The sequence below is a fragment of the Streptomyces hilarionis genome (genome assembly GCF_024539675.1).
Classification (GTDB): Bacteria; Actinomycetota; Actinomycetes; order Streptomycetales; family Streptomycetaceae; genus Streptomyces; species Streptomyces hilarionis.
In genome coordinates this window covers 36466-57922 of the sequence record NZ_JAHHIT010000062.1, presented here as the reverse complement: position 1 = coordinate 57922, position 21457 = coordinate 36466, and the positions used below count along the sequence as shown (strand labels likewise).

General features: G+C 73.9%; 18 protein-coding genes. 13 read left to right on the top strand and 5 right to left on the bottom strand.

Features of this window, described 5'->3' with window-relative positions; translation table 11 throughout:
• The first annotated feature begins 217 nt into the window (after positions 1-217).
• Positions 218-598: a hypothetical protein gene (locus KMS84_RS16490; protein WP_256916971.1), complete on the top strand. Its 381-nt coding sequence runs from the start codon at positions 218-220 to the stop codon at positions 596-598.
• A gap of 109 nt (positions 599-707) precedes the next feature.
• Here KMS84_RS16490 and KMS84_RS16485 read toward each other — a convergent pair whose 3' ends face one another.
• Positions 708-3716 carry a glycoside hydrolase family 3 protein gene (locus tag KMS84_RS16485; protein WP_256916970.1) on the bottom strand — a complete coding sequence of 1003 codons (3009 nt, stop codon included), beginning with the start codon at positions 3714-3716 and terminating at the stop codon, positions 708-710.
• A 466-nt stretch (positions 3717-4182) separates the two neighbouring features.
• Between KMS84_RS16485 and KMS84_RS16480 the strand changes: the two genes are divergently transcribed.
• Both KMS84_RS16480 and KMS84_RS16475 read left to right on the top strand, forming a co-directional pair.
• Positions 4183-4740 carry a PadR family transcriptional regulator gene (locus tag KMS84_RS16480; RefSeq protein ID WP_256916969.1) on the top strand — a complete coding sequence of 186 codons (558 nt, stop codon included), beginning with the start codon at positions 4183-4185 and terminating at the stop codon, positions 4738-4740.
• A 108-nt stretch (positions 4741-4848) separates the two neighbouring features.
• Entirely contained in the window at positions 4849-6573 is a 1725-nt protein-coding gene (locus KMS84_RS16475) for an acyl-CoA dehydrogenase family protein (protein WP_256916968.1), read from the top strand.
• Between the two features lie 152 nt (positions 6574-6725).
• Here KMS84_RS16475 and KMS84_RS16470 read toward each other — a convergent pair whose 3' ends face one another.
• From KMS84_RS16470 to KMS84_RS16460, 3 genes are all read right to left on the bottom strand, one after another.
• Entirely contained in the window at positions 6726-7460 is a 735-nt protein-coding gene (locus KMS84_RS16470; RefSeq protein ID WP_256916967.1) for a DUF6193 family natural product biosynthesis protein, read from the bottom strand.
• Positions 7461-7486: 26 nt separating this feature from the next.
• Positions 7487-8140: a leucine efflux protein LeuE gene (gene leuE, locus KMS84_RS16465; RefSeq protein ID WP_256916966.1), complete on the bottom strand. Its 654-nt coding sequence runs from the start codon at positions 8138-8140 to the stop codon at positions 7487-7489.
• Between the two features lie 116 nt (positions 8141-8256).
• A complete protein-coding gene (locus KMS84_RS16460; RefSeq protein ID WP_256916965.1) occupies positions 8257-9354 on the bottom strand; it encodes a hypothetical protein in 1098 nt (365 codons plus the stop codon).
• A 379-nt stretch (positions 9355-9733) separates the two neighbouring features.
• Between KMS84_RS16460 and KMS84_RS16455 the strand changes: the two genes are divergently transcribed.
• The 6 genes from KMS84_RS16455 (at position 9734) to KMS84_RS16430 (ending at position 15590) form a co-directional block, all read left to right on the top strand.
• Positions 9734-10837: a sensor histidine kinase gene (locus KMS84_RS16455; RefSeq protein WP_256916964.1), complete on the top strand. Its 1104-nt coding sequence runs from the start codon at positions 9734-9736 to the stop codon at positions 10835-10837.
• Positions 10831-11493 (top strand): response regulator, encoded by a 663-nt coding sequence (locus KMS84_RS16450; RefSeq protein WP_256916963.1) that lies wholly within the window; start codon positions 10831-10833, stop codon positions 11491-11493. Before KMS84_RS16455 ends, KMS84_RS16450 begins: the two co-directional genes overlap by 7 nt.
• 73 nt (positions 11494-11566) lie before the next feature.
• A complete protein-coding gene (locus tag KMS84_RS16445; RefSeq protein WP_256916962.1) occupies positions 11567-13042 on the top strand; it encodes a nitrilase-related carbon-nitrogen hydrolase in 1476 nt (491 codons plus the stop codon).
• Between the two features lie 130 nt (positions 13043-13172).
• Positions 13173-13424 carry an NfeD C-terminal domain-containing protein gene (locus KMS84_RS16440; protein ID WP_256916961.1) on the top strand — a complete coding sequence of 84 codons (252 nt, stop codon included), beginning with the start codon at positions 13173-13175 and terminating at the stop codon, positions 13422-13424.
• A gap of 11 nt (positions 13425-13435) precedes the next feature.
• The gene (locus KMS84_RS16435) at positions 13436-14632 is read left to right on the top strand and encodes an SPFH domain-containing protein (RefSeq protein ID WP_256916960.1); all 1197 of its coding nucleotides are present in this window, start codon (positions 13436-13438) and stop codon (positions 14630-14632) included.
• 115 nt (positions 14633-14747) lie between these two features.
• A complete protein-coding gene (locus KMS84_RS16430) occupies positions 14748-15590 on the top strand; it encodes a hypothetical protein (protein ID WP_256916959.1) in 843 nt (280 codons plus the stop codon).
• Between the two features lie 27 nt (positions 15591-15617).
• On the opposite strand, the gene KMS84_RS16425 is transcribed toward KMS84_RS16430, so the two are convergent.
• Positions 15618-16217, bottom strand: coding sequence for a TetR/AcrR family transcriptional regulator (locus tag KMS84_RS16425; protein WP_256916958.1), 600 nt, complete (start codon positions 16215-16217; stop codon positions 15618-15620).
• A gap of 256 nt (positions 16218-16473) precedes the next feature.
• On the opposite strand from KMS84_RS16425, the gene KMS84_RS16420 reads away from it, so the two are divergent.
• Genes KMS84_RS16420 through KMS84_RS16405 form a run of 4 tightly spaced genes read left to right on the top strand, consistent with a single transcriptional unit; the run spans position 16474 to position 21275 of the window.
• A complete protein-coding gene (locus KMS84_RS16420; RefSeq protein ID WP_256916957.1) occupies positions 16474-17052 on the top strand; it encodes a 2Fe-2S iron-sulfur cluster-binding protein in 579 nt (192 codons plus the stop codon).
• Positions 17049-18041: an FAD binding domain-containing protein gene (locus KMS84_RS16415; RefSeq protein ID WP_256916956.1), complete on the top strand. Its 993-nt coding sequence runs from the start codon at positions 17049-17051 to the stop codon at positions 18039-18041. Before KMS84_RS16420 ends, KMS84_RS16415 begins: the two co-directional genes overlap by 4 nt.
• Positions 18038-20161, top strand: a complete 2124-nt coding sequence (locus tag KMS84_RS16410; RefSeq protein ID WP_256916955.1) for a xanthine dehydrogenase family protein molybdopterin-binding subunit — start codon at positions 18038-18040, stop codon at positions 20159-20161. The genes KMS84_RS16415 and KMS84_RS16410 overlap by 4 nt, the downstream gene beginning before the upstream one ends.
• Positions 20154-21275, top strand: coding sequence for an XdhC family protein (locus tag KMS84_RS16405; RefSeq protein WP_256916954.1), 1122 nt, complete (start codon positions 20154-20156; stop codon positions 21273-21275). The genes KMS84_RS16410 and KMS84_RS16405 overlap by 8 nt, the downstream gene beginning before the upstream one ends.
• Positions 21276-21457 lie beyond the last annotated feature (182 nt).

Sequence of the window (21457 nt, the reverse complement as noted above, 5' to 3'; positions counted from 1 at the left end):
CCGTCCCCCACCCCCTCCGCCTCGGCCACCGCAACGGGGGACTGACGGCCTGGACCCGTCACTCGGCGCAGTCCGGCCCTTCACCCCATGCAAGTGACGCATCGTCAACTAGCGACGAACATGGGCTAGTTGATTGATCCGGTCGGTTGTTCAAGACGCGATCATGTGGTGTCATCGTCGCCGTGCCGTACCCGCACGCACAACGAAGGAGTGGGCGATGGGTCTTCGGAGCAAGGTCACCGCGGCGCTGGGTGGAGCGTTTCTGATGGCGGCGGGCACCGTCGTGCTGGCGCCGCCGGCGTCCGCGGAGGAGACGTGCCCCTACCCGTACGTCTGCTTCTACCAGCGGGATCCCGCCGACTATCCCGGCGCCACCATCAGCGGCAGGTTCCGGGAGGTCACGAGCGGCTGGCAGTGGCTGACCGGGTCGAGGGGGAGCGACTTCGTGCGCAACACGCGACACGACGACGTGGTCTACGTGCACATGAGCGACGGCAGGGTGTACTGCGTCGAGAACGGCAGCCACAAGTCCTTCATCAACGACGAGCCGCAGCGCGTCGCGGACGGCGTCCGCATCTCCAGCAACCCCGACTGCTGAGTCCCGGCCCGTTCCGCGCCGGCGAACAGCGCTTGTCGCGGTGCTCGTCGGCGACGGAGGGGCCGGGAGGGCGCCACTGTCCGTTCCGCCCGCCCGGCCCCCGCACCCCTCAGGCCGCCCTGTACGCCTCGCCGAGTTTCCGCAGCGCCGCCCCGTACCGACCGGTGAGCGCGAGGTGGTCGGCGTCGGCGAACGGCCGGGCGAACGCCGCCGTGAGGTCGGCGCCCGCCTTCTGCTGGACGATCAGCCGCGCCTTGGCGACGAGCGCGCGGCCCGCCCCGTCGGCCCCGGCCCGTTCGGCCGCCGCGGCCGCGACGCCGAGCGCGCGCAGTGTGGCCGCGCCGCCGGCCGGCGCCCTGGTCAGGGTCGTCAGACCCCAGCCGTAGGGGAACTGCGGGTCGTACGCGGTGTCCCCGACGTTGATCGGCAGCTGGGCCTCGGACCTGGGCCAGGTGACCGGAAGCCGGCCGGTGAAGGGCCGTTTGCCGTAGAGCACGTCGGCCACGCCGTCGCCCTCGGTGCCCGGCAGCCAGGACGCCACCAGGGCGTCGATCGCGCCGAGCCGGTCCCCGATCAGCTGCGGGCGTCCGGAGACGATCAGCACGGCGCACCTCATGGCCGCGCACACCGTGTCGACGGCGTTCCGGTCGGCGGCCGACAGCTGGAGGGAGTGCCCGTTGCCGACGTCCCCGACGCCTTCCGCGTACGGGGTCTCGCCGACGACGACCACGCCGACGTCGTAGCCGGACGTGGGCGCCGAGGCGTCCTTGGAGTAGGTGACGTTCCCGTCCTTGCGCATCGCGTCGAGGATGGTGGTGCCCCGGGTGTGGGCGCCGGACGCGCCCTGCCAGGTCACCGTCCAGCCGCCGGTCTGGTTGCCGAGGTCGTCGGCATTGGATCCCGCGACGTAGACCTTCTGCGACGCCCTCAGCGGGAGGACTCCGCCGCTGTTCTTCAGCAGCACCTGCGACGCGGCGGCCGCACGGCGGGCGACGGCCCGGTGGGCGGCTCCGCCGATCTCCGAGGCGTGGCGCGTCTGCGCGTACGGGTGCTCGAAGAGGCCGAGCCGGAACTTCTGCGTGAGGATCCGCGCGACGGCGTCGTCGATCCGCTGCCGGCTCACCCGCCCGGCGTCCGCCTCGCCGATCAGGGCGGAGGTGAAGTCCTTGTAGCCGTACGGCACCATCATCATGTCGACGCCCGCGTCGACCGCCGTGCGGACGCGGGCGGGGTAGTCGCCGGGGAGCTGGTCGATGGCGTTCCAGTCGCTGACGACGAACCCGTCGAAGCCCATGCGCCCCTTGAGCACACCGTTGATCATGTCGGCGCGGGCGTGCATCCTCACCGGGCCCCGGCCGTCGCCGAGGACGTCGAGCGAGGAGTACGACGGCATGACGGTGCCGACGCCGCGGTCCACGGCGGTCCGGAACGGCGCGAGGTGGACGGCCTCCAACTGCTGTCGGGTGACCTTGGTGACGCCCTGGTCGACGGTGTACGTGCCGGTCGTGGAGGAGCCGTACGCCGTGCCGCCGTCGCCGACGAAGTGCTTGGCGGTGGCGAGGACCTTGTCGTCGTTCTTCAGGTCGCGTCCGTCGGCGCGGCCCTGAAGGCCCTGGACGACGGTCTCCATGGACTGGACGAGGGCGGGGTCCTCGCCGAAGGACTCGTAGGCGCGTCCCCAGCGTTCGTCACGCGAGACGCACAGGCAGGGGGCGAAGTCCCAGGGCACGCCGGTGGCCCGGACCTCACTGGCCGTCACCGCGCCCGTCTGCTGCGCGAGTTGCGGGTCCCGGGCGGCTCCGATGCCGATGTTGTGGGGCATGATCGTGGCGCCGACCAGGTTGTTGTGGCCGTGCACGGCGTCGACGCCGTAGACCAGCGGGATCTGCAACCGCGTGGCCTGCGTGCGCAGTTGGAAGCCGTCGATCATCCTCGCCCATGCCTCGGGCGTGTTGGGGGTGGGCGTCGAGCCGCCGCCGGAGAGCAGGGACCCCAGTTCGTAGGCGGTGACGTCGGCCCCCTCCCCCACCGCCCCGCGCTCGGCCTGGGTCATCTGCCCGGCCTTCTCCTTCAGGGACATGCGGGAGAGCAGGTCGGCCACGCGCGTGCGCACCGGCAACCGGGCGTTCAGGTACGGCAGTCCGTTCGCGTCGACGACGATCTCGGGTGTCTCGGCGGGCGCCTTGGCGCCGGTGACCGTGAGCCGGAGCGGGACGGTCTCGGCGGTCTCGGCCGGCTTGTCCCGGAGGGTGCGGACCGTGACGGTCCGTGTGGCGCCCGAGGCCGTGCCCGCCGGGAAGGTGAGCGTTCCACTGACCGGCGTGTAGTCCCTGCCGGGTTCGGCCGTGCCGTCGGCGGTCGCGTAGGCGACGGTCACCGGCTCGTCGAGGGGGGCGGAGGCGGTGGTGGCGACGGTGACCGAGACGGTGGCCGTGCCGCCCTCCCGCACCGGGTAGACGGCGGCGTCGGTCGTCACGGTCGCGCGCAGGGACTGGTCGGCCCGGCCGTACAGCTCGACGTCGTCCATGGCGAAGTCGCCCTTGACGCCGACGGGGAGCGTGAGTGCGTAGCCCCACATCCGGTCGAGTCCGAGGACGTGGTCGATGCCTCCGACGGGCTGGTAGTCCGTGCGGTAGACGAAGTCGGCGAAGGGGAGCTCGACCTGCTTCCAGCCGGTGAAGTCGTCGGTGAAGGAGGTGGTCCACAGTTCGGAGGTCTCGCCGTTCGCGCCGCCGTCCTTGATCTCGAAGGGGATCTTCCCGCCGGTGTTGCGGCCCTCCCACCACAAGCGGACGCCCCGGTGGGCGGACCAGTCGTGGGCGGGCCGGTCGGCGGCGAAGTCGTGGGTGAAGCCTCCGTAGCCGCTGATGTCGTAGGCGCCCGTGAGCACCTTCTCGCCCTCCGGGGCGTCGGCGCGGGCGGTCAGCCGGAGGGCGGGCGGATCGTCGCTGTCGCCGCCCCAGGCGAAGATGCCCTCGGCCGGCTGGGAGGCGAAGGGGACCTCGCCCTCGAAGCGGTCCACGGGCACCGGGAGGGGGTCGTCGGCGGCCCGGGAGGCCGTCGGCGACACCACGGCGAGGAGCAGGACGGTGGAGAGGAGCAGAGCGGTTCTCGGCATGGACCTTCCCTGGACTCTCATGGTTCACTCAATACTTAGATCACGTCGTGAGTTAACTAACGGCCCGCACACCCGTCAAGACGTCACGTCAGACATCTCGGGAAGGGCGACACCCCATGAGGGAGACCCCCCGCACGGTCCGGGTCCTGCCGGCCGGACTCCCCGCCACGGACGACTCCGCGGAGCGCCGTGCGCCCTGGACGCGCTCGGCTCCGAGCACTCGGGCGGCGCCGATCTGATCGTGCGCGGGGGCCGCCGACCAGAAGTGGCGGTTGCGGTAGGGAGGTGCGGGCCCCGGCGGTGAGCGGCCGGCCGCGCCCCGACGGTGAGGGGGTGACGCGTGTTCCGCCGCCGAGGGGGTGGGGCATGCGCCGCCCGGCGATGGACCGGGTCACCCGCGCCGGGTGAGCCGTGTCTCACGGCGACGGCGTTGCTATGCAACGAGGTGCATAGGAAGATCGTGCGCATGGCGCTCGAGCACGCGATCCTCGTCTCCCTGCTGGAGAAGCCGGGCTCCGGCTACGAGCTGGCCCGGCGCTTCGAGCGGTCCATCGGCTACTTCTGGACCGCCACCCACCAGCAGATCTACCGCGTGCTCAAGCGCATGGAGAGCGACGGCTGGATCGACGTCCGGGACGTCCCGCAGTACGGGCGTCCCGACAAGAAGGAGTACTCCGTCGCCGGGCCGGGGCGGGACGCCCTCGCCGCCTGGCTCCGGGAGGCGACCGAGCCCGAGAGCGTGCGGCACGACCTGGCCGTGAAGGTCCGCGGCGCCGCCTTCGACGATCCGGCCGCCCTGATCGGCGAGGTCGAGCGGCACCGGCAGGCGCACGCCGACCGGCTGGCCCACTACCTCGCGGGCGAGGTCCGCGACTTCGGGGAGCCCGCGACAGGCGACCGGCTCGACGCCGAACGGGAGCTCCAGCACGTCGTGCTCCGGGGCGGCATCGCGTACGAGCGGATGATGATCGCCTGGCTCGACGACGTCCGCGCCACGCTCTCCGGCTTCGAAGTCGACCGCTGACCGGCTCGCCGGTCTCCGCCCCCCGGTACCCGCGGCACCCGCGGCACCCGCAGCCACACGGCACCTCTCTCCGACCCTCACCCCTCACCCAGCCGAAAGGCGGCACTCATGGCCGACACCCTGCTCTTCAACCCGCGGACGTACGACCCCGCGCACTTCGACCCGGAGACCCGCAGGCTGCTGCGCGCCACCGTCGACTGGTTCGAGGAGCGGGGCAAGCGCCGGCTGATCGAGGACTACCGCACCCGCGCCTGGCTCGGCGACTTCCTCGCCTTCGCCGCCAAGGAAGGACTCTTCGCCACCTTCCTCACGCCCTCCTCCGCCGCCGGCGAGGGCGAGGGCGACAAGCGGTGGGACACCGCACGCATCGCCGCCCTCAACGAGATACTCGGCTTCTACGGCCTGGACTACTGGTACGCCTGGCAGGTGACCATCCTCGGCCTCGGCCCCGTCTGGCAGAGCGACAACCCGGCCGCCCGTGCCCGCGCGTCCCAACTTCTGGCCCAGGGCGAGGTGTTCGCGTTCGGACTGTCCGAGAAGGCACACGGCGCCGACATCTACTCCACCGACATGCTGCTGGAGCCCGACGGCGCGGGCGGCTTCCGGGCCTCCGGCTCCAAGTACTACATCGGCAACGGCAACGCCGCCGGGCTCGTGTCCGTCTTCGGCCGCCGCACCGACGTCGAGGGCCCCGACGGTTACGTCTTCTTCGCCGCCGACAGCCGCCGCCCCGAGTACCACCTGGTCAAGAACGTCGTCGACTCGTCGAAGTACGTCAGCGAGTTCCGTCTGGAGGACTACCCGGTAACGCCGGAGGACGTCCTGCACACCGGGCGCGCCGCGTTCGACGCCGCGCTCAACACGGTCAACGTCGGCAAGTTCAACCTGTGCACGGCGTCGATCGGCATCTGCGAGCACGCGATGTACGAGGCCGTCACCCACGCCCGGAACCGCATCCTCTACGGCCGCCCGGTCACCGCCTTCCCGCACGTGCGGCGCGAGCTGACCGACGCCTACGTCCGCCTCGTCGGCATGAAGCTGTTCAGCGACCGCGCCGTCGACTACTTCCGCACCGCCGGCCCCGACGACCGCCGTTACCTCCTCTTCAACCCGATGACGAAGATGAAGGTCACCACCGAGGGCGAGAAGGTCATCGACCTGATGTGGGACGTCATCGCCGCCAAGGGCTTCGAGAAGGACAACTACTTCGCCCAGGCCGCCGTCGAGATCCGCGGCCTGCCCAAGCTGGAGGGCACGGTCCACGTCAACCTGGCGCTGATCCTCAAGTTCCTGCGCAACCACCTCCTCGACCCGGCCGGCTACGAGCCCGTGCCGACGCGCCTCGACGCGGCCGACGACGACTTCCTCTTCCGTCAGGGTCCGGCCCGCGGCCTGGGCTCGGTCCGCTTCCACGACTGGCGGCCGGCCTTCGACGCGTACGCGCGCCTGGCCAACGTGGCCCGCTTCCGGGAGCAGGCCGACGCGCTGTGCGACTTCGTCCTCACGGCCGCCCCCGACAAGGAGCAGTCCCAGGACCTCGACCTGCTCCTCTCCGTCGGGCAGCTCTTCGCGCTCGTCGTCCACGGACAGCTGGTCCTGGAGCAGGCCGCCCTGGCGGGCCTCGACGAGGACGTGCTCGACGAGCTGTTCGCCGTCCTCGTGCGGGACTTCTCCGCACACGCCGTCGAGCTGCACGGCAAGGACTCCGCGACCCCCGAGCAGCAGCGGTGGGCGCTCGGCGCGGTGCGGCGGCCCGTCGTCGACGGGGAGCGGTCGGAGCGCGTCTGGCAGCGCGTCGAGGCCCTCTCCGGGGCGTACGAGATGATGCCCTGAAGCGTGCGGGGCAGGTCGGAGCGCGTCGCGGGGCGGGGCCGGCCGCCCTGCCGGGCGACACGTTCCGCGATGCGCTCCGACCCGGCGGGCAGGCGCCGGGCACGCCTCGCCGTCGGCGCGACGGCGCTCTCGTTCCGCCCGGAGGCGATCGCTCAGGGCGTTCCGAGGGTGACGGGTCCGAGGCGGGGCGGCAGCTGAGCGAGGGCCGCCGCGACGGCCTCCCCCGCCGTCGTCGCCTCGGCGACGGCCTCGCCCATGTACTGGGCGCTCAGCGTGTACGGCCCCTCCCCCCAGGCGTTCAGGCACAGCGGGACGACGGTGAGACGCGGGCGGGTGCTGGTGGAGAAGCGCAGCGTCCCGTGGCTGGTGAACGGGTAGAGCGCCCGCAGCGCGGGCTCGGCGTAGGCGGCCTCGACGAGGGCCCGGTACCGAGGCCGGTCCTTGTCGTCGGCCTCCGTGCGCAGGTGCCGCCACTCGGACTCGGCCAGCGCCGCAGGATCCCGGTCGGGCACCTCGAAGCGTCCGGTGAGGCGCGTGAACGGCGCGGCGCGGTGGATGTCGTCCAACGCCGTCCCGTCGTGCCAGCCCTGGGCGGCCAGGGCCACCTGGACGAGGTCCCGGGTGTCCCCGGTGACCAGCGCGAGGTCCTGGAACGGCTCGTGCCCGCCGATCGACCACCGGCGTTCGGCCGCCCAGGCCCGGACGGTCAGGGCCGCCCGGTGCGGGGCGGGACTCGGGACCGAGGCGTGCAGCAGCGGCTGGGACGCGGAGGCCTCGAACGGGACGTCGAGGCCGTGCGCGTCCGCCGCGGCGCGAAGGGCCGCGGCGAGGCTGCCCACCGCCGCGATGTCGGCGTACGGAGCGGCTGGATCGAGGGAGGCGGCCATCGGACGAGTATGCCGCCGCCGTCGGCTCAGGCGCTCGCGAGGGTGAGCTTGACGGCGAAGCCGAGGAAGAGGGCGCCGGCGGCGGTCGTGGCGCCCGCGGACAGACGCTTGCGGCGGCGGAAGGCCTCCGCCAGCCGGGTGCCGCTGAAGATCAGCGCGGTCAGGTAGAGGAAGCTGGCGAGCTGGGCGAACGCGCCGAGCACGACGAAGGAGACGGCCGGGTAGGCGTACCCGGGATCGACGAACTGCACGAAGAACGCGACGAAGAACAGGATCGCCTTCGGGTTGAACAGGCTGATCGCCAGTGCGCGCCGGAACGGCCGCTCCCCGGCCGCCGGCTCCTCGGTCCGCGCGTCGGGCACGGCCGGCTCGCGCCGGGCCCGCCACATCGACCGCGCGGCCCTCAGCATCCCGACGGCCAGCCAGGTCAGATATCCGGCGCCGGCGTACTTCACGATCCCGAACAGCACGGCGTTCGCCTGGAGCAGCGAGGCCACTCCGGCGGCCGACAGCGTCATCAGCACGGCGTCCCCGCACCACACGCCGGCGGCGGCCGCGTAACCGGTGCGGACGCCCCGGCGGGCGGCGACGGACAGCACGTACAGCGAGTTCGGCCCGGGCAGCAGGACGATCAGGACGAGACCCGCGAGATAGGTGGGGAGGTCGATGACACCAAGCATGGCAGCGAGTGTCGCACGGGGGTGCGACAGCCCGCCGAGCACCCCGTCGGACCTGGCAGGACGCCGCTTCCCGCCCCCTCTCCGGGCGTCTCACGGCCCTGCCGGGCGCCGGGGCCCTACCGGGCCGTGACCGTGAGGTACGCGGTCTTCCTCACCCGGCCGTGGTGGGCGACGATCGTCACGGGATAGCGGCCGGGCCGGGCGTCGGAGCGGACCGTGGCCGTGCCGAAGTAGCGCGGGTCGTCGCCGTCGGCGCCCTTGCTGTCGTCGCGGCGGAGGTGGAGGACCCCGGTGAACGCCGGTGAGGCGGCCGTCAGCCTCGTCTCCTCGCCCGGGTCCGGGTCCTCGTCGTGCCACATGACCGCGACGCGGCGCCCCGCGCCGACCCGGACCGTGTGCGCGCCGCCCGAGTAGCCCCGGCCCGGGTCGTAGAACTCGGGGCCGTGGGCCCTGCCCCGGTAGTCGCGGTCGCCGGGCCGCGACGCCCGCACCGTCAGACGCCTCACGGCGATGCGGCGGCCGTGCGGGCCGTACAGCTCGAAGGCGTAGACGCCGTCCGCGAGGACGGACCTGAGCCGCGGCCGTGCCGAGAAGGCCCGGGGGTTGTAGAAGTCCGTGTCGGCGTCGTGCACGAGCCGCACGGGCCGGGGCAGGGCCGCGGACCGCACGGTGAAGTCGGCGCCCCGCTCGCCGGGGTACAGGTCGTCGAAGGCCAGCCATACCGGCTCGCCGGGGCGGGTCGCCTCCCGCGCCGTCGGCAGGGTGAAGGAGGGCCGCCGGGCGGGGACGACCTGGATGCGGTCGCCCGCCACGGTACGGCCGTGGACGGCGACGTCCAGCGGATACCAGCCGGGCTCGGCCGTCATCCTGCGTGTGCCCACGGCCCAGTAGTGGTCGTCCTCCCAGCGCAGCCGCACCGGCGCGCCCAACGCCGACGACCGGGCGCTCACCGCGTCGCCGCCCTGCGCCCGGCTGACGCCGTATAGCATCATGTGGACCCGTTCCCCGGGGCGGGCGTCCGTCTGCCCGTTGAGGACGAGGTAGGGCTTGCCGCTCGCCGTCCCCCCGCCGTCCGAGGTGACGGACGCGGAGTGCGCGGACACGCCCGTGCTCGGGCCCGCCGCGCCCGGACTCGTCGCGCCGGCGCACCCGCACAGCACGAGACCGGCCGCCGCGACGGCCACGGTCCTGGACCAGTTCATCGTTCCCCCCATGGGTCGGTCTCCTGAGGAAGAGGGGGAACGGGCCCGGTCGGTCACCTTCGGGCAGCGGGAAAAGCCGGCCGTTACCGGTTCGTTGGGCGGGACCCCTCGGTGGGGCGGGGCGCCGTCCGGGACGCGCCCGGCGCACGACCGGGGGATGGAGGGGGCTACTGCGGGGCATGTACTCGGTAGCCGACGCACGATCACGAGGAGGACGTCATGAATCGTCAGTCCAGGATTCATGTCCGTGTGAGCCGTCGGCCCAGCGCGCCGTCGAGGGACGAGATCGACCGCAGGACGCCGTCGGGGCGTCTCCTGCCGTACTGACGGACGGCGCCTCTCACTCTTGCGAGTGAGGCGTGCGGGGCTGCCGGCCAGGACACTGAACGGTATGCCGAGCCCACGGATCGTCGACGCACTGGTGGCGTCGGCCGTCGTCGCGGCCACGGTCGTCCCGGTGCTGCCGTCCCCCGGGCCGTGGTGGTCGGCGCCGCTGGCGCTGCTCGCCTCGGTTCCGGTGGTGTGGCGGCGGCGGGCGCCGGTGGCGGTCACCCTGGTCGTCGGGGCGGCGATGTCCGCGCTGGTGCTGTGGCACAAGCCGCTGCTGCTGCCCTGGGGGCCGCTGGTGGGCGTGTACACGGTGGCCGCGCTGAGTCGCCCCCTGGTGCGGCTGGTGTCGCTGCCGGTCACGGTGGCCGCCGTCTCCCTCTCGCTGGTCCTGCCGCGCGAGAGCGCCGACGTCTATCCGCTCATGGGGACGGCGTTCCTCGCCGCGTTCGCGCTGGGCGCCGCCGAACACGCACGGCGTTCGCAGGCCGCCGAGCACGCCGAGCGCGCCCGGCGTCTGGAACAGGAGCGGACCGCGGCGGTGCTGCGTGAACGCGCCCGCATCGCCCGCGACATGCACGACATCGTCACGCACTCGGTCGGTCTGATGGTCGTCCAGGCGGAGGCCGGTCCCTTTGCGGGGCGGGGCGCGGCGGACCGCGGGGACGACGCCCGGACGGAGGCCTTCGACCGCATCGCCGACACCGGGCGGGCCGCTCTGGCCCAGTTGCGCGCGCTGCTCGGCGTCCTCAGGGACGTCCCGGCGGACCCGTCGGCGGACGTGCTCCAGCCCGGTCTCGCCACCCTCGCGGACCTGGTGCGCTCTTCCGGGCTTCCGGCGCGGCTGGCCGTGGAGGGCGAGCCGCGCGGGATACCGCCCGAAGTCGGCGTCGCCGCCTACCGGATCGTGCAGGAGGCGCTGACGAACGTCCGCAAGCACGCCGCCGCGAGCGCCGTGTCCGTACGGGTGCGCTGGGGCGGCGACCTGGAGATCGAGATCTCCGACGACGGCCGGGGCGGCCCGCCGCGGCCCGGGGGCCTCGGCATCGTCGGGATGCGGGAGCGTGCGACGACGTGCGGCGGCACCCTGCGCACCGGGCCGGGCCCGCGGGGCTTCACCGTCCTCGCGCGCTTCCCCGTGGACGCCGTGGGCGACGCGGCGTGCTGAGCGTTCTCGTCGCCGACGACCAGGATCTCTTCCGTGCGGCGTTCGCCGCGATCCTGGACGGTCAGGACGACATGACGGTGGTCGGCGAGGCGGCCGACGGAGCCGCCGCGGTCCGGGCGGCGCACGAACTGCGGCCCGACGTCGTGGTCATGGACGTGCGGATGCCGGTCATGAACGGTGTCGAGGCCACCGCCCGGATCTGCTCGGCGCTGCCTTCGCGCGTCCTGGTGCTCACCATGTTCGACCTGGACGAGTACGTGTACGACGCGCTGCGGGCGGGCGCCGGGGGCTTCCTGCTGAAGGACATCAGACGGGACGAACTCGCCGACGCCGTAAGGGTGGTGGCCGCGGGTGACTCGCTGCTCGCGCCCGCGGTCACCCGGCGGCTGGTGGAGGACCTGGTGAGGCGACCGGGTCACGGTGTCCTGCCCGCTCTCGCCGCACGGCTGCGACAGCTCACCGCCAGGGAGGCCGAGACGCTGCGGCTCGTCGCCCGGGGGCTGTCCAACGCCGAGATCGCGGGCGCCCTCGTCGTCACCGAACACACCGTCAAGACGCACGTGAGCCACGTGCTCACCAAACTCGGCCTGCGCGACCGCGTGCAGGCGGTGGTGTTCGCCTACGAGTCGGGGCTCGTCGCACCGGGCGGTCCCTGACCCGCGGGAGTGAGACCCCGAAGCGCCCGCGCGAGCGACGCGCCGGGGCGGCCGCGCGGAACACGATCGCCCCATGACCACAATCGTCTCGACCCTCGCCAGTTCCCTGCTGCTGCTGTTCGGCACGGGCCTCGACCCGCTGCCCTGGCTCACCTGGCTCGCGCCCCTGCCGGTGCTCCGACTCGCGCCGCGCGTGGGCGCGCGCGCCGCCTGCTGCGCCGCGGGGCTCGCCTGGCTCCTCGGGCAGAGCAGGATGTGGCCCTACTTCCTCGGCGCCCTGGAGATGCCGTTCCCGGCCGCCGCCGGAGTCGTCGTCGGGCAGGCGCTGGTGTTCGCCCTGCTGACCCTGGCATACCGCCGCCTGCTGCTGAACGGACGTCCGCTCACCGCCGCCGCCGCGGTCGCCGCGGGCTGGGTCGTCCTGGAGTACGCGCTGTCGCTGGCCCTGCCGCACGGGGCCTGGCTGAGCCTGGCCTACACCCAGACCGACGTGCTGCCGGTGCTCCAGACGGCCTCGCTGACCGGACCCTGGGGCATCACGTTCGTGGTCCTGGGCCTCCCCGCGGCGCTGGCCGCGGCGGGCGCGCCCCGGGCCCGGCGCAGGGGCCGGGTTCTGGTGGCTGCCGCCGTCGTCCTCGCCCTGCCGCTCGGCTACGGCACGTGGAGGCTGTCGCAGCCGCATCCCGTCACCACCGCCCGCGTCGCCCTGCTGGACACCGACCGCCCCGACGACACCGTCGCCCTGGCCACCTCCGCGGGCCGCCGCCTCCTGGACCGCTACGTCACACACGTCCGCCGTCTGCCCCGCTCGACGAGCACGGTCGTCCTCCCGGAGAAGACCTTCGCCGCCGACGGGCGGACCCTGCCGCTCCTGGCCGGTCCGCTCCGGCGGCTGGCCGTCGAGCGCCGCCAGGACATCGTCGTCGGGCTGGTGCTCGACCGCGGCGGGGCGTCCTACAACGCCGCGCTCGGGTTCCGCGCGCGCGGCGGCGAGCCGGTCGTGTACCTCAAGCACCACCTCATCCCGGGGGCCGAGGGAGACCTGCGACCCGGCGGCGGGCTGACGTTCGTCTCCCCCGGCCGTGGCCTCATCGTCTGCAAGGACCTGGACTTCCCGGCCCTGGTCCGCGACTACCGCCGCCACGGCGCCGCCGTCCTGCTCGCGCCCGCCTGGGACTTCACCGAGGACGGCCGGCTGCACAGCCGGATGGCTCTCGTCCGCGGGGTGGAGAACGGCCTGACCGTGGCGCGCGCGTCCCGCGCCGGGAGGCTGACCGTCAGCGACCCGTACGGCCGGGTGCTCGCCGAGCGCGTCACGGGCCACGACGACGTCACCACGGTCACGGCCGCTCTTCCCGCCGACGCGGGCGCCACCGTCTACACCCGGTTCGGCGACTGGTTCGCCCGGCTCTGCGTCCTGCTGCTCGCTCTCTCCCTCGCGGTCCTCGCCCGGCGGCGCTCGCACGGCGGCGACCCCGACGGCCCCGAGCCGGAGCCCGGTCGCGTCGCACCCCGGAAGGCGCGGGTGGCCGCCCGCGAGGACGTGTGACGACGCGTGACGTGCCGAGGCCCCCGCCCCCGGGCCCGGGCGTGAACCCGGGCCCTGCGACCCTTTGGGTCTGCGACCGCACTGGGACTATCGTCGGATACCGGAGCCAGGACGAGGAGGACGGCCGGTGATGCCGCAGGACGAGGCCGTGCTCGGCTGCACGGGAGACCTACTCATCGCCACGCGCGGGTCCGCGGGGCCCGGCGAGGTCCTGGTGCGGGTCAGAGGCGGCTCGGAGACCTTCCTCGCATGGTCCGAAGCACCCCTGCCCGTCGGCTCGACGGTGCTTGTGATCGAATCGCGTGGATGCCGCGAGGTCGGCGTCATCGAATGGGTGGATCCACTGGACGCGCTCGGCGAGGACACCGCCGACGCAGGCTGAGGAGTACAGGCATGTTCGGATACCGCGTCCCCGCCCCCGACGAGGCGATGTTGATCTCGGGAGGCAGGCGCGGACTGGGAGGCGCGCCGTTCCGGGTGGTGACCGGGCACGGCAAGTTCGTGCTCCCCGTCTTCCGCAAGGTCCGGTTCCTCACCCTGTCCATGTGCGAGTCCGAGGTCACCGAGACCTGCGTGACCCGGCAGGGCATCGCGCTGCACGTCCGCGCGGTCATCGCCTTCAAGGTCGGCAACGACCACGAGAGCATCATCAACGCGGGGCAGCGCTTCCTCTCCGACCAGGAGCAGATGTCCGTGCTCACCGGCCGCATCTTCGCCGGTCATCTGCGCGCCATCATCGGCTCGATGACGGTCGAGGAGATCGTCACCGAGCGGCAGAAGCTCGCCGCGGAGGTCCTGGACACCTCCAAGACCGAGATGGCGAAGATCGGCCTCATCGTCGACTCGCTTCAGATCCAGTCGATCGACGACGGCGAGACCGGCTACATCGACGCGATGTCCGCCCCGCACAAGGCGGCCATCCAGCGGCAGGCGCAGATCGCGCAGGCGCAGGCCACCCAGACCGCGGCCGAGGCCCAGCAGGAGGCGGCCCGCAAGCAGGCCGAGTACGCGCGGCAGACCGCCGTCGTCCAGGCGGAGTACTCGGCCGAGATCGACCGCGCCCAGGCGCAGGCCGCCCAGGCCGGGCCGCTGGCGCAGGCCCACGCCCAGCAGGAGGTGCTCGCCGCCCAGACGGAACTGGCCCAGCGCCAGGCCAAGCTGCGTCAGCAGCAGCTGGTGGCCGAGGTGGTCAAGCCCGCCGAGGCCGAGGCCGAGCGGGTCAGGATCCTCGCGGCCGCGGAGGCGCAGCGCATGAAGATCCAGGCCGAGGCGGCGGCCTCGTACGACCGGGTCGCGCTCGACCGGATGCTGATCGACCAGCTCCCGCAGATCGTCAAGGAAGCCGCCGGCGGCCTCGCCGGAGCCAACGTCAACGTCCTCAACGGGGCGGACGGTCTGGGCGAGATCGCCGCCGGTCTGGTCTCCCAGGGCCTGACGATCCTCGACTCGGTCCGCCAGAACCTGGGCGGCCAGGACTCCGACGGCGCCCGCGCCGCCGGCGACCGCTCCGAGGGCAAGGCCAACGGCCTCCTCCAGCTGCCCGCCCGCAAGGACAAGAAGTCGGACGACGGCCCCGTGGACGTCGACTAGCGTCCGTGGCCGCGAGCTGAACGAGGCGAGGGGGCCTGCCACCCGCTGCGGCGGGCGGTGCGGCACGGCGGCGTTTCGCCCGGACCCCGGTCCGCCGGCGATCTAGGCTCGGCCCGTGGGGCAACCTGAGCAGCGCGCCGAGGGCGCGGGACCGTTCACCACCCGGCTCACCTGGCGCCTTCCCGACGGCGGCACCGCGGTGTGGGAGTCGCGCCCCGCGCGCCGGCGGGGGGTGCTCTCCGTCCGCCCCCTCGGGGCGGGGCCGGCTCGTCGCGTCCGGGCGGACGCCGTCTCCCTCGCCCGGCTGCGGCGGCTCAACGCCGTCTCCGCGATCTCCTTCGTCGTCGGCGGAGCCCTGTTCGCGGCCGGGGCGGCCGTGGCCCAGTTCGGCTCCGGCGACGCCACCGAGTGCGCGTCGATCTACTTCGTGGGCGGGCTGTTCTTCAGCCTCGGCGGGTACGTCTCGCTGCTCCAGGTGATCAACGCGCCCCGGCACGTGGCCGGCGGAGCGGGTCGGCTGCTCACCCCGCGCTGGCGATGGTGGAGTTACGAGCCGGCGCGGGTGGACTGGCTGAGCGCGTTCGTCCTGTTCGCGGGCACGCTCGTCTTCGCCGTCGACCTGCTGGACTCCTTCCTCCAGGGCCTGAGCGTGCAGCAGGTCAACCGGCTGATCTGGGCGCCGGACGTGATCGGCTGCGCCCTGTTCCTGATCTCCGGTCACCTGGCCGTCGCGGAGATCTGGCACGGCCGGATCCACCTCCGGATCCGCGGCCTCGGGGAGTGGATCGTCGTCGTCAACCAGCTCGGGTCCGTGCTGTTCATGGTCTCGGCGCTCGCCGCCTACACCCGGCCCGCCACCGGCAGCCTCGTCAACGCCGACATCGCCAACTGGGGCACCCTGACCGGCGCCCTGTGTTTCTCCCTCGCGGGCGTCCTCCAGCTCGGCGAGCACTCGTAGCGCCGGGCGGGGCCCCGGGCGCCGGGGTCAGGACGGCACGGCCGTGCCGCCGGGTCCCGGGGCTCCGGCGCGCAGCCCGTCCATGACGAGGTCGAAGAGCCGCGCGGCGCGCGGGCGCCAGTCGTCGGCGGGCGTCAGCTGCCACAGGCCTCCGATGGCGAGGATCAGATCGTCGGGGGTCACGCCGGGCCGGATGGCGCCCACCGCGTCGTTAGCGCGCAGGAGGAGCTCGGCCGCGTCGGTGACCGGGGTGTGCGCCGGTTTCTCTGGGCCGCCCGGTGTGCTGGTGGCGAGGCGGATCGCGTCGGCGAGGCCGGCCTTGGTCATGGCGAACTCGGCCAGCCGGTCCATCCAGGCGCGCAGGGCCCGGTCCGGCGGCAGCTGTTCGAGCAGCTGGGCCGCGCTGTCGGCGACCTGCCGCATCTCGTGACGGTAGATCTCCAGGACGAGGGCCTCGCGGTGGGGGAAGTTGCGGTAGAAGGTCCCCTGCCCCACGCCCGCCTTCCTGGCGATCGCGCTGAGCGGCGCGTCGGGGCACCGCGTCAGCTCGGCCAGGGCGACCTCGAGGATGCGCTCGCGGTTGCGTTGTGCGTCCGAGCGCAGGTTCGCGTTCTTCTCGTGCTGCACTCGGCTCTCCTCGGGGCGCGCGGGAATCCCGCCCTTGCTAAGCGGACAGCTGTCCGTTACGTTGTCGGCACCAGCGGACGACTGTCCGGTTCGGGGACCACGATAGCCCCGGCCGGGCCCCCGCGGCAGCCCGCGACGGCCTCGGGGCCGTCCCGCGCGTCCACCCCGCCACCGTCACCCCGCAACGAGTCGACCCGGCAGCCGTCAGGCACCGGCGGCCACCGCCTTGCTTCCCGAAAGCGCGAAAGAAGCTCTCATGGCCTTACCCACGTCCAGCGTCATCACCTTGCACGTCAACGGCGAACCGCGCACGCTCCCCGTCGACCACCGCACCACCCTGCTCGACGCGCTCCGCGAGCGACTCGACCTCACCGGCACCAAGAAGGGCTGCGACCAGGGGCAGTGCGGAGCCTGCACCGTTCTGGTCGACGGCCGCAGAACCGTCGCCTGTCTGCAACTCGCGGTCGCGACCGAAGGCCGTCAGGTCACCACCATCGAGGGCGTGGCGGACGGCGACCGGCTGCACCCCGTGCAGCAGGCGTTCCTGGACCTCGACGGCTACCAGTGCGGCTACTGCACTCCCGGACAGATCTGCTCGGCGATCGGCGTGCTCGCGGAGCACGCCGCCGGCTGGCCGAGCGCCGCCACGGCCGACGTCCGGCCCTCGGCCGGACCGCCGCCGCTGACCGCGGACGAGATCCGTGAACGCATGAGCGGCAACCTGTGCCGCTGCGCCGCCTACCCCTCGATCGTCGAGGCCGTCGCCAGTGCCGCGCAGCCCGCGCCCGCGGCGGGCAAGGGCACGGGACCGGAAGCGAAGGAGCCCGCCGCATGAGGGAGTTCGGCTACCGGAAGGCCCCCGACGTCGCGGGCGCCGTCGCCCTGCTCGACGCCGACCCGGACGCCCGCTACCTCGCCGGCGGCACCAACCTGGTCGACCTGATGAAGACCGGCGTCGAACGACCGGGACGCCTGGTCGACGTACGCGACCTGCCGCTGGACCGCGTGGAGCCCACCCCGGACGGCGGGGTGCGCATCGGCGCGACCGTCACCAACAGCGACCTCGCGGCGCATCCCCTGGTCCGCACCCGTTACCCCGCCCTGGCGCAGGCGGTGCTCGCCGGCGCCTCCGGCCAGCTGCGCAACATGGCCACCGTCGGCGGCAACCTGCTCCAGCGCACCCGCTGCGCCTACTTCACCGACGTCACCGGACCCTGCAACAAGCGTGTCCCCGGCAGCGGCTGTCCCGCCGTCAGGGGCGACAACCGCCAGCACGCCGTCCTCGGCGCGTCCGCACAGTGCGTGGCCGTGCACCCGTCGGACATGGCCGTCGCGCTGGCCGCCCTGGACGGCGTGGTGCACTACGAGACGGCCCAGGGACCCGGCGAACTCCCCCTCGGCTGGTTCTACCTGCCGGTCTCCGACACCCCGCACCGCGAGACGGCCCTGCCGGCGGGCGCGCTGATCACCGGCGTCACGCTGCCGCCGGCGCCGGTCGCCGCCCGTTCCCGCTACCGCAAGGTGCGCGAGCGCGCCTCCTACGCCTTCGCCGTCGGCTCGGTCGCCGCGGCGCTCGAGGTCCGCGACGGCGTCGTCAGCGACGTGCGCCTGGCGTTCGGCGCGGTGGCGTCCCGGCCCTGGCGGGCCCGCGCGGCCGAGCGGACCCTGACGGGGGCGCCCGCCGACACGGAGTCGTTCGCGGCCGCCGCCGACGCCGAACTGGCCTCGGCCCGGCCGCTGTCGCACAACGGATTCAAGGTGACCCTGATGCGCAACCTGACCGTGGCCGTGCTGAGCGAACTCGCCGAGGAGGCCGCCCGATGACGGCCGAGGCTCCCCTCGCCCCCGCCCGCGCCGTCGGCGCCGCTCACGTCCGCGTCGAGGGACGGGACAAGGTCACCGGCGCGGCCCGGTACGCGGGCGAGGTGCCCTTCGCCGGCCTCGCCCACGGCTGGCTGGTGTCGTCCACCGTGGCACGCGGCCGGATCCGCGACATCGCGACGGAGGCCGTCCTCGCGATGCCCGGCGTCCTGTGCGTGCTGGACCACCGCAACGCCCCGCCGCTGAAGACCGACTACGTGGGCATGCTGGGCACCCGGCCGGACCCGACGTGCGCGGTCTTCCAGCACAACCGGGTACCCCATCTGGGCTGGCCGGTGGCGCTGGTGGTCGCCGAGACGTCCGAACAGGCCCGCGAGGCCGCCGAATCCCTGGTCGTCCACTACGAACAGGCCCCGCACGACGTCGGGTTCACCGGGGACCACCCCGACGCACACCCGTCGGACGGACACATGCCCGCCGTCACGGACAAGGGCGACCTCGCGGCCGAACTCGCCGCGTCCGCCGTCGTCGTGGACGCCACGTACACCACGCCCGAAGAGCACCACCACCCCATGGAGCCCCACGCGGCCACCGCCCGCTGGGACGACGACCGGCTGGAGGTGATCGACTCCAACCAGGGCGCCACCTGGGTCGTCGCGGAACTCGCCAACCTCTTCGGGCTCGATCCCGCGTCGGTACGGGTCCGTTCGGAGCACGTCGGCGGTGGCTTCGGCAGCAAGGGCGTGCGCGCCCACCAGGTGGCCGCCGTGATGGCGGCCAGGGCGACCGGACGTCTGGTGCGCGTGGTCATGACGCGGCGTCAGATGTTCACGCTGGCCGGGCACCGCAGCCCCACGATCCAAAGGGTCAGGCTCGGGGCCGACGCCGACGGGCGGCTGCGCGCGCTGGACCACCGCTCCCTCAGCCGCACCTCCACCGTGTTCGAGTTCGTCGAGCCGAGCGCCGGCGTCGCCCGGGTGATGTACGACGCCGACGCGCACCGCACGGAGAACCGGGTCGTGCCGCTCGACGTGCCCACCCCCACCTGGATGCGCGCGCCGGGCGAGGCGCCGGGCTCCTTCGCGCTGGAGGCGGCGCTCGACGAACTCGCCCACGCCTGCGGCGTCGACCCGGTCGAGCTGCGGCTGCGCAACGACCCGGTACGGGGCCCGGTCTCCGGTCTGCCCTTCGCCGGACGCAATCTGCGCGCCTGCTTCGAGGAGGGCGCCCGCCGCTTCGGCTGGGACCGGCGCGATCCGCGGCCCGGAGTGAGGCGCGAGGGTCGCCGGCTCCTCGGCACCGGCACCGCGGCGGCCTCCTTCGGCGCGGGCGCCGCGCCGTCCACGGCCTCGATCACCGCCGAACCCGACGGCCGCTTCACCGTGCGGATCTCGGCGGCGGACATCGGCACCGGCGCGCGGACCGCCCTCACCCTGGTGGCCGCCGACGCGCTGGACGTCCCGGTGGACCGCGTCCGCGTGCGCCTGGGCGACAGCGCGTTCGGGCCCGCGATGATCGCGGGCGGTTCCATGGGCACACGGTCCTGGGCCTGGGCCGTCATGGCCGCCGCGCGTGAACTGCGCGACCGTCTCGTGCCGGGCGCGGCGATCCCGGCCGAGGGCGTCACCGTGCGCTCCGACACCACCGAGGCGATCGCCGCCCTCGCGCGGAAGGAACGGCACTCCTTCGGCGCGCAGTTCGCCGAGGTCGCCGTCGACACCGACACCGGCGAGGTCCGGGTGCGGCGCATGCTCGGCGTGTTCGCGGCGGGACGCATCGTCAACCCCCTCACGGCTCGCGGCCAGCTCACCGGCGGGATGATCTGGGGCATCTCCATGGCCCTGCACGAGGAGGCCGCGCGCGACGCGCTCTCCGGCGGGCCCGTCGGAGCCGACCTCGCGGGCTACCACGTGGCCACGCACGCCGACGTCCCGCGCGTCGAGGCGCACTGGGTGGCGGACGACGACCCCGAGGACCCGGTCGGCATCAAGGGAATCGGCGAGATCGGCGTCGTCGGCGCGGCCGCCGCCGTCGCCAACGCCGTGTGGCACGCCACCGGCGTGCGCCACCGCAGCCTGCCCATCCGTCCCGACCGGGTCCTGGCGGGCGGCCGGGATGCTTGACCTCGCCGCCCAACTGGGCGACTGGCTGGCCGAGGGCCGTGAGGCCGCTGTCGCGACCGTCGTGTCGGTCGCCGGCAGCGCGCCGCGCGGCCCCGGCGCCGCCCTGGCCGTCGACCGGCGGGGAACGGTCATCGGGTCGGTGTCCGGCGGGTGTGTGGAGGCCTCCGTGTACGACCTGTGCGCGCAGGCGCTGGAGACCGGCGACAGCGTGCTCGAACGCTTCGGCTACAGCGACGAGGACGCCTTCGCCGTCGGACTCACCTGCGGCGGGGTCCTCGACGTCCTGGTCACCCCGGTCACGAAGGACGGCCGCGTGGGCGCGCTGCTGCGGTCCGCCCTGGAGCGCGCGGCGCGGGGCGAACCGGTGGCGCTCGTCAGGGTCGTCCGCGGTCCCGCGGCCCTGCTCGGCGGCGCGCTGCTCGCGCACGCCGACGGCACCCGCGAGGGCGCGCTCGGCGGGCCCGAGGACCTCGATCGCACCGCCGCCGCACACGGCGTGGCCGCGCTGGACACGGGCCGCACCGGCACCGTCGAGGTGTCGCCGGACGGTTCGCACTGCCCGGGCGGTCTCACCCTGCTCGTCGAGCCGAGTGCGCCGCCGCCCCGGATGATCGTGTTCGGGGCCGTCGACTTCGCGGCGGCCCTGGTCCGCGCGGGCAAGTTCCTCGGCTACCACGTCACCGTGTGCGACGCCCGGCCCGTCTTCACCACTGCGGAGCGTTTCCCCGAGGCCGACGAGGTCGTCGTCGACTGGCCGCACCGCTATCTGCGGAGCACCCGGACGGACCGGCGCACCGTGGTGTGCGTGCTCACCCACGACGCCAAGTTCGACGTCCCGCTGCTGGAGGTCGCGCTGCGGCTGCCGCTGTCGTTCGTCGGCGCGATGGGCTCCCGGCGCACCCACGCCGACCGGGACCGGCGGCTGCGCGACATCGGACTCCAGAAGCACGAGCTGGCGCGGCTCAGGTCCCCCATCGGCCTGGACCTCGGCGGCCGCACGCCGGAGGAGACCGCGCTGTCGATCACGGCGGAGATCGTCGCCGCCCGCCGGGGCGGGACGGGCCTGCCGTTGACCGGAACGGACCGGCCGATCCATCACCGCCGCTCCGCCTGAGCGACGGCGCGCCCGGCCCCGCCCGGGCCGCAGGTGCCTGCCGTGGCCCGGGCACACCGCACGTGCCGCGGCGGCCGGTCCCGGGCGGGCCGGGCCTCCGGTGCCGGGCCTCCGGTGGCGCCGGCCCGTGCGGGGGCGCCCGGGCCGGCTCGGCAGGTCCCCGATCCGACACGAGGACGCGG

Excerpts from the sequence above, each read along its gene's own strand:
- KMS84_RS16490 (WP_256916971.1), top strand. The coding sequence starts at position 218 with ATGGGTCTTCGGAGCAAGGTCACCGCGGCGCTGGGTGGAGCGTTTCTG.
- KMS84_RS16485 (WP_256916970.1), bottom strand. The coding sequence starts at position 3,716 with ATGCCGAGAACCGCTCTGCTCCTCTCCACCGTCCTGCTCCTCGCCGTG.
- KMS84_RS16480 (WP_256916969.1), top strand. The coding sequence starts at position 4,183 with ATGGCGCTCGAGCACGCGATCCTCGTCTCCCTGCTGGAGAAGCCGGGC.
- KMS84_RS16475 (WP_256916968.1), top strand. The coding sequence starts at position 4,849 with ATGGCCGACACCCTGCTCTTCAACCCGCGGACGTACGACCCCGCGCAC.
- KMS84_RS16470 (WP_256916967.1), bottom strand. The coding sequence starts at position 7,460 with ATGGCCGCCTCCCTCGATCCAGCCGCTCCGTACGCCGACATCGCGGCG.
- leuE (WP_256916966.1), bottom strand. The coding sequence starts at position 8,140 with ATGCTTGGTGTCATCGACCTCCCCACCTATCTCGCGGGTCTCGTCCTG.
- KMS84_RS16460 (WP_256916965.1), bottom strand. The coding sequence starts at position 9,354 with ATGGGGGGAACGATGAACTGGTCCAGGACCGTGGCCGTCGCGGCGGCC.
- KMS84_RS16455 (WP_256916964.1), top strand. The coding sequence starts at position 9,734 with ATGCCGAGCCCACGGATCGTCGACGCACTGGTGGCGTCGGCCGTCGTC.
- KMS84_RS16445 (WP_256916962.1), top strand. The coding sequence starts at position 11,567 with ATGACCACAATCGTCTCGACCCTCGCCAGTTCCCTGCTGCTGCTGTTC.
- KMS84_RS16440 (WP_256916961.1), top strand. The coding sequence starts at position 13,173 with ATGCCGCAGGACGAGGCCGTGCTCGGCTGCACGGGAGACCTACTCATC.
- KMS84_RS16435 (WP_256916960.1), top strand. The coding sequence starts at position 13,436 with ATGTTCGGATACCGCGTCCCCGCCCCCGACGAGGCGATGTTGATCTCG.
- KMS84_RS16420 (WP_256916957.1), top strand. The coding sequence starts at position 16,474 with ATGGCCTTACCCACGTCCAGCGTCATCACCTTGCACGTCAACGGCGAA.
- KMS84_RS16415 (WP_256916956.1), top strand. The coding sequence starts at position 17,049 with ATGAGGGAGTTCGGCTACCGGAAGGCCCCCGACGTCGCGGGCGCCGTC.
- KMS84_RS16410 (WP_256916955.1), top strand. The coding sequence starts at position 18,038 with ATGACGGCCGAGGCTCCCCTCGCCCCCGCCCGCGCCGTCGGCGCCGCT.
- KMS84_RS16405 (WP_256916954.1), top strand. The coding sequence starts at position 20,154 with ATGCTTGACCTCGCCGCCCAACTGGGCGACTGGCTGGCCGAGGGCCGT.